The organism is Corallococcus terminator (assembly GCF_003611635.1).
GTDB lineage: Bacteria > Myxococcota > Myxococcia > Myxococcales > Myxococcaceae > Corallococcus > Corallococcus terminator.
The window spans coordinates 21155-27385 of record NZ_RAVZ01000110.1; the positions used below are offsets into that span (position 1 = coordinate 21155).

The 6231-nt window shown below is 68.1% G+C and carries 7 protein-coding genes; 6 read left to right on the forward strand and 1 reads right to left on the reverse strand.

Annotated elements, in window-relative coordinates; translation table 11 throughout:
* Positions 1-12 precede the first annotated feature (12 nt).
* Entirely contained in the window at positions 13-1194 is a 1182-nt protein-coding gene (locus tag D7V88_RS17505) for a DnaJ C-terminal domain-containing protein (protein WP_120541785.1), read from the reverse strand.
* Between the two features lie 117 nt (positions 1195-1311).
* Between D7V88_RS17505 and D7V88_RS17510 the strand changes: the two genes are divergently transcribed.
* The 6 genes from D7V88_RS17510 to D7V88_RS17535 all read left to right on the forward strand — a co-directional run.
* Positions 1312-2028, forward strand: a complete 717-nt coding sequence (locus tag D7V88_RS17510; protein ID WP_120541786.1) for a hypothetical protein — start codon at positions 1312-1314, stop codon at positions 2026-2028.
* Complete coding sequence (gene rimI, locus D7V88_RS17515; RefSeq protein ID WP_120541787.1) at positions 2025-2519, forward strand: ribosomal protein S18-alanine N-acetyltransferase; 495 nt, start codon at positions 2025-2027, stop codon at positions 2517-2519. Before D7V88_RS17510 ends, rimI begins: the two co-directional genes overlap by 4 nt.
* Positions 2520-2740: 221 nt before the next feature.
* Complete coding sequence (gene rpsL, locus D7V88_RS17520; RefSeq protein ID WP_014395857.1) at positions 2741-3112, forward strand: 30S ribosomal protein S12; 372 nt, start codon at positions 2741-2743, stop codon at positions 3110-3112.
* Positions 3113-3268: 156 nt separating this feature from the next.
* Positions 3269-3739, forward strand: a complete 471-nt coding sequence (rpsG, locus tag D7V88_RS17525) for a 30S ribosomal protein S7 (RefSeq protein ID WP_120541788.1) — start codon at positions 3269-3271, stop codon at positions 3737-3739.
* Positions 3740-3891: 152 nt separating this feature from the next.
* Positions 3892-5967, forward strand: a complete 2076-nt coding sequence (fusA, locus tag D7V88_RS17530; RefSeq protein ID WP_120541789.1) for an elongation factor G — start codon at positions 3892-3894, stop codon at positions 5965-5967.
* A 139-nt stretch (positions 5968-6106) separates the two neighbouring features.
* The coding region (locus D7V88_RS17535) for a GTP-binding protein (protein ID WP_233601620.1) at positions 6107-6231 on the forward strand (125 nt) is incomplete at its 3' end.

The following is a 6231-nucleotide window of genomic DNA, read 5'->3' on the forward strand; positions in this document are numbered from 1 at the left end:
CGGCAACCACAACTACAGGTTCAACTCCCGGCGCACGTCGCCCCGGTAGCCCTTCGCCAGCGTTTCCGCTGCGGCGCGGACCTCGTCGGTGACGTCCTCGGGCACCTTCACCTGGAGGATCAGGTACATGTCGCCGGGCGTTCCGCCCCGGAGCGACGGCACGCCGCGCCCCTTGAGCCGCATCTTCCGGCCGGACTGCGAACCGGGGGGCACCCGCAACGTCACCTCACCCTGGAACGTGGGCACGCGCACCTCGCCACCCAACAGCGCCTCGGCCACCGTCACCGGCAGATCCATGGACAGGTCGTCGCCCTCGCGGCGCACCAGCGGATGCTCGGCCACCTCGGTCTCGATGTAGAGGTCGCCAGGAGCCCCTCCATGGACGCCCGCCGCGCCCTGGCCGCCAAGCCGCACCTTGGAGCCCGTCAGGACGCCCGCCGGAATCTTCACCGTCAGCCGGGTCGTCTCCTCCTTGATGCCGCTGCCCCCGCACTGCGAGCAGGGCTCCGGCGCCCGGCCGCTGCCATGGCAGGTGGGGCACACGCCCGAGCCGCCGAACATGGCCCCGCCCCGTCGCGCCCGGCCCGTGCCGTTGCAGGTGGGGCAACTGACGAGCTTCCCGGTGTGCCCCTCGCCCTGGCACTTGCTACAGCGTCCCGGGCGCTGGAGGGACAGCGTGCGCTCGGTGCCGGAGACGGCCTCGGCGAGCGAAATCTGGACCTTGGTCGTCAGGTCGTCGCCGCGCTCGGCCGCCGTGGACCGGCTGCCACCCCGACCCCGGCCGAAGAGGTCGCCCACGTCGAAGCCGCCGCCGTGCCCACCGCTTCCTGACCGCCCGAAGATGTCGTTGAACAGGTCGCCCAGGTCCACGCCCTCGGTGCTGAAGGGAATGCCCCCGCTGCCGCTGCCCCCGGCCGCCTGGGCCGCCCGGTACTGCCGGTAGGCGGTGGCCTTCTTCTCGTCGAAGCCGATCTTCTCCGCGTCCTCGCCGAACTCGTCGTAGAGCGCGCGCTTCTTCGGGTCGCCAAGGACCTCGAAGGCGCTGTTGATGCGCTTGAACTTTTCCTCCGCCGCCTTGTCCCCGGGGTTGACGTCCGGGTGGTGCTGGCGCGCCAGCTTCCGGAATGCCTTCTTGAGCTCGTCCGCGGACGCCGTCCGTGGCACGCCCAGAATCTGGTAGTAGTCGTCCGCCATAGTTCTCGCCGTGCAGTACCCGACAGCCAAGAACGTAACCAGTGGGTCGGTGAGCGCCAGCACGGGATGTCGAGACAGGGCCGGGATGGTTACAGTCGCCGGAAGATGAGGAAGGCCATGCCAGCACCGCGCGGGCGTCGAACGGTCCCCCTGTGGCTGGCGTGCTGGCTCCTGGGGACCCCCCTCTGGCCCGGTACGGCGGCCCACGCCGCGCCCCCGGACGCCCCCGCCCGGGAGGGCAGGGTGGTGGACCGGGTCGTCGCGGTCATCGAGGGGCAGGTCCTGACCCAGAGCGAGCTGGAGATGGAGGCCCGGGTGGCGCTGATCCAGCGAGGGGCCGTGCGGGTCGCCGCCCTGCCGCTGGACGAGCAGACGCTCCAGGGGGCCCTGGAGCTGTCCATCAACCAGCGCATCCAGGTCCTGGGCGCGGACCGGCTCCAGGCCTTCCCGGCGGAGCCCTCGGAGGTGGAGGGCCGGCTGGACGCATTCCGCACAAGGCTGGGAGGGGAGGAGGCGCTGCGGCGCTTCCTTGCTCGGCACGACGTGGACCAGGACGCCCTGGTGGCCGTGCTGACACGGGGGCTCCGGGCGGAGCGAATCCTGGACAGCCGGGTCCGGTTGAAGGCACAGGTGAGCGAGGCGGAGGTGCGCCACCACTACGACGAACACCGGGACCTGTACCCCGGCGAGTTCGACCAGGCGGCGCGCACGGCCATCCGCGAACAACTGGTGCGGGCGCGCTACGGGGAGCTGGCGGCCCAGGCCCTGGCTGAAGTACGCAAGTCGGCGCAGGTGCGGCGCGTGGCGCCCTTCGCGCGGGAGGCACGGCGATGAGACGGCTCCGGGAGGACGGAACTCCCGAAAAGGCGCAGGGCTTCGTGATCCGGCAGATGACCGTGGAGGACATGCCGGCGGTGATGGCGCTGGAGAAGGCGTCCTTCAAGAATCCCTGGTCCCACGAGCTGCTCGGGCGCGAACTCCAGCACGACTGGTCCACCATCCTCCTCGTGGAGGAGCCCCTGCCCGAAGGCGGCGTGGAGCTGCTGGGCCTGGCCATCTTCTGGATCGTCCACGACGAGGTCCACGTGCTCAACGTGGCCACTGCCCCCGTCCACCGGCGCCGGGGCGTCGCGCGCACGGTGATGGAGGAGGTGCTGCGCCGGGGCGTGGGCCGCCGCTGCTCGCTGGCCACCCTGGAGGTGCGCCGGGGCAACGAGTCCGCGCTCAACCTCTACCGCTCCCTGGGCTTCCGGGCGGTCGGCGTCCGCCCGAACTACTACGCGGACGAGGGCGAGGATGCGATCGTGATGGTCCTCGACTTCTAGGGTTGCGCGGAGTAGAGCGTCCGGCCGTTGTCGCAGTCCCAGGTTTTTCGGGTGTCTGGTGGAATCAACCCGGGGTCCTCTGGCCGCTTCTGGCCCAGGGGCAAGCCATGCTTGACACCCGGGGGCCCCCCCCTATACTCGCGGGCCTTTCTGTAGCCTGTAGGTAGATATGCTCCGCTTTCGTGTATCCGGAAGCGGTTCCCATCGAAGAAGAGGTTTCAGTGCCGACCATCAGCCAGCTCGTCCGCAAGGGCCGCGAGAAGCTCAACATCAAGGGCAAGAGCCCTGCCCTGAAGGAGTGCCCCCAGAAGCGCGGCGTGTGCACCCGCGTCTACACCACGACTCCGAAGAAGCCGAACTCCGCGCTCCGCAAGGTGGCCCGCGTTCGTCTGACCAACGGGATCGAGGTCACCTCGTACATCCCCGGCGTGGGTCACAACCTCCAGGAGCACTCGGTGGTGATGATCCGCGGTGGCCGCGTGAAGGACCTCCCGGGCGTTCGCTACCACATCATCCGCGGCACGCTGGACTCCGTGGGCGTTGCCGGTCGCAAGCAGAGCCGTTCGAAGTACGGCGCGAAGCGTCCCAGCTAGTCGGTCCCCCGCGCGTCGTTGGCGCGGAACACCTTCGCTGTCCTTGAAGCTGTGTTTGGACGCTGGCCCCACACCCTGGGGAGTGTCCCTGGAAGTCCAAGTCTTGAAGCCCCATCAAGCTGCCCTCAGTGAGGGGAGTGGGGCGTAAGGGAAGAGATGCCTCGTCGTCGCGTAGTCGCCAAGCGGAAGATTCTCCCGGATCCGAAGTTCCAGGACCGGCTCGTCACCAAGTTCGTCAACGACCTGATGCGCAAGGGTAAGAAGTCCATCGCGGAAGGCGTGTGCTACGGCGCCTTCGCCCTCATGGAGGAGCGCGCGAAGGAAGACCCCCTCAAGACCTTCAAGAAGGCCCTGGACAACGTCAAGCCGGTGCTTGAGGTCAAGAGCCGTCGTGTCGGTGGCGCCACGTACCAGGTGCCCGTGGAGGTCCGTCAGGATCGCCGCGTCGCGCTGGGCATGCGCTGGATCATCTCCTACGCCAAGGCGCGCGGTGAGAAGACCATGCAGGAGAAGCTGGCCGGCGAGATCCTCGACGCCGCCAACAACCGCGGCAACGCGGTGAAGAAGCGTGAAGACACGCACAAGATGGCGGAGGCGAACAAGGCCTTCGCGCATTACCGCTGGTAGGTCCCGTCAGGGGCTTCGCGGTCGCCGCCCGGATGCGCTGCCAGCGTCCGGGCGGTTTTGTTTGTCAGCACGGCACGTTCTCTGAGATGTCCGATCGGTCGGTGGAGAGGGCCGCTTCCGGTTCCTCCCGCCTCCCTGGAAGGAACTGACTCATGGCCCGCGAGTTCCCCCTCGAGCGCTACCGCAACATCGGCATCATGGCGCACATCGATGCCGGCAAGACGACCACCACCGAGCGGATCCTGTTCTACACAGGCGCCATCCACAAGATGGGCGAGGTGCATGAAGGCACCACCACCACGGACTGGATGGTGCAGGAGCGCGAGCGTGGCATCACCATCACGTCCGCGGCCATCAGCGCCTTCTGGGTGCGCGAGGGCCATAACTACCGCGTGAACATCATCGACACGCCCGGGCACGTGGACTTCACCATCGAGGTGGAGCGCTCGCTGCGCGTGCTCGATGGTGCCATCGCGGTGTTCGACGCGGTGAATGGCGTGGAGCCGCAGTCGGAGACGGTGTGGCGTCAGGCGGACCGCTACAAGGTCCCCCGCATCTGCTTCATCAACAAGATGGACCGCGTGGGCGCGGACTTCGAGATGTCCGTCGGCACCATCCGCGAGAAGCTGGGCGCGCGTCCCGTGCGCATGCAGCTTCCGCTGGGCGCCGAGGACAAGCTCAAGGGCGTCATCGACCTGGTGCGCATGAAGGCGCTCGTCTTCCAGGAGCAGGAGCAGGGCAGCAAGGTCGACATCGTGGAGATTCCGGAGGAGTTCCAGGCTGCGGCCGAGGCCGCGCGCGCGGAGCTGCTGGAGGCGGCGGCCGAACAGGACGACGCGCTCACGGAGAAGTTCCTCGAGGGCCAGGAACTGACCGAGGAAGAGGTGCGCCGCGCCATCCGCAAGGGCTGTGTGGGCCTGAAGCTGTTCCCGGTGTTCTGCGGTTCGGCGTTCCGGCACAAGGGCGTGCAGCCGCTGCTGGACGCGGTGGTGGACTACCTGCCCAGCCCGCTGGACGTCCCGCCCATCCAGGGCAAGACGCCCAAGGGTGAGGACGCGGTGCGCGAGACGCGCGACGACGCGCCCTTCAGCGCGCTGGCGTTCAAGATCATGAACGACCCGTCCTTCTCTTCACAGACGCTGACGTTCCTGCGCGTCTACTCAGGGAAGCTGGAGGCGGGCACGGCGGTGTGGAACTCCGTGAAGGGCAAGCGCGAGCGTGTCAGCCGGCTCGTGCAGATGCGCGCGGACAAGAAGGACGAACTCACCGAGTGCTACGCCGGTGACATCTGCGCCGTGGTCGGCCTGAAGCTCGCGACGACGGGCGACACGCTCTGCGACGACAAGCAGCAGATCGTGCTGGAGCGGATGGAGTTCCCCGAGCCGGTCATCGACATCGCCATCGAGCCGAAGTCCACCGCGGACCAGGACAAGATCATCCAGTCCCTGCAGCGGTTGGCGATGGAGGACCCGTCCTTCCGCGTGCGCACCAACGAGGAGACGGGCCAGACGCTCATCGCCGGCATGGGCGAGCTGCACCTGGAGATCATCGTCGACCGGCTCCTGCGTGAGTTCAAGGTCGACGCGAACATCGGCAAGCCCCAGGTGGCCTACCGCGAGACCGTGACGACGACGCAGACGGCGGAGGGCAAGTACATCCGCCAGGCGGGCGGCAAGGGGCAGTACGGCCACATCTGGCTGCGCGTCTCCCCCAACGAACCCGGCAAGGGCTTCGAGTTCGTCAACAGCATCACCGGCGGCGCCGTGTCCAAGGAGTTCGTGGACGCCGCGCGCGACGGCGCCCGGGAGGCCATGCAGAACGGCCCCGTGGCGGGCTACCCCATGGTGGACGTGAAGGTGGAGGCCTACGACGGCTCCATGCACGACGTGGACTCGTCGGAGATGGCGTTCAAGATCGCCGGCTCCCTGGCCTTCAAGGACGCGGTCCGCGCGGCCCAGCCGGTGCTGCTGGAGCCCATCATGGCCACGGAGGTCCTCACCCCGGAGGCATCCATGGGCGACGTCATCGGCGACCTGAACGGCCGGCGCGGGAAGATCCTGGGGATGGTCCCCCGGCCCGGCGGAGTGCAGGCCATCCAGGCGGAGGTGCCCCTGGCGGCCATGTTCGGCTACTCGACCGACCTGCGCAGCAAGAGCCAGGGAAGGGCGACGTACACCATGCAGTTCAAGCACTACGCGGCGGCGCCCAAGTCAGCGCTCAACCGTTGATGCCCCGCCCGCTGGGGAAGCCGCCGAGCGAATTGTATTGACGTTCCAGCGGCTTTGAAGCACACGCAGCACCGCTCGGGAGTTCTCCCAAAGTTCCAGACCGCCGGGGTTGCACCGGTGCCGTCGTGAGGAGTGGTTCATGTCCAAGGAAAAGTTCGATCGCAGCCTGCCCCACGTGAACATCGGAACGATTGGGCACGTGGACCACGGCAAGACGTCTCTGACGGCCGCCATCACGAAGGTGCTCGCCAAGTCCGGTGGCGC

What these genes read in the sequence shown, in the direction of transcription:
- fusA (WP_120541789.1), top strand. Translation starts at nt 3,892, where the DNA reads ATGGCCCGCGAGTTCCCCCTCGAGCGCTACCGCAACATCGGCATCATG.
- D7V88_RS17505 (WP_120541785.1), bottom strand. Translation starts at nt 1,194, where the DNA reads ATGGCGGACGACTACTACCAGATTCTGGGCGTGCCACGGACGGCGTCC.
- D7V88_RS17510 (WP_120541786.1), top strand. Translation starts at nt 1,312, where the DNA reads ATGCCAGCACCGCGCGGGCGTCGAACGGTCCCCCTGTGGCTGGCGTGC.
- rpsG (WP_120541788.1), top strand. Translation starts at nt 3,269, where the DNA reads ATGCCTCGTCGTCGCGTAGTCGCCAAGCGGAAGATTCTCCCGGATCCG.
- rimI (WP_120541787.1), top strand. Translation starts at nt 2,025, where the DNA reads ATGAGACGGCTCCGGGAGGACGGAACTCCCGAAAAGGCGCAGGGCTTC.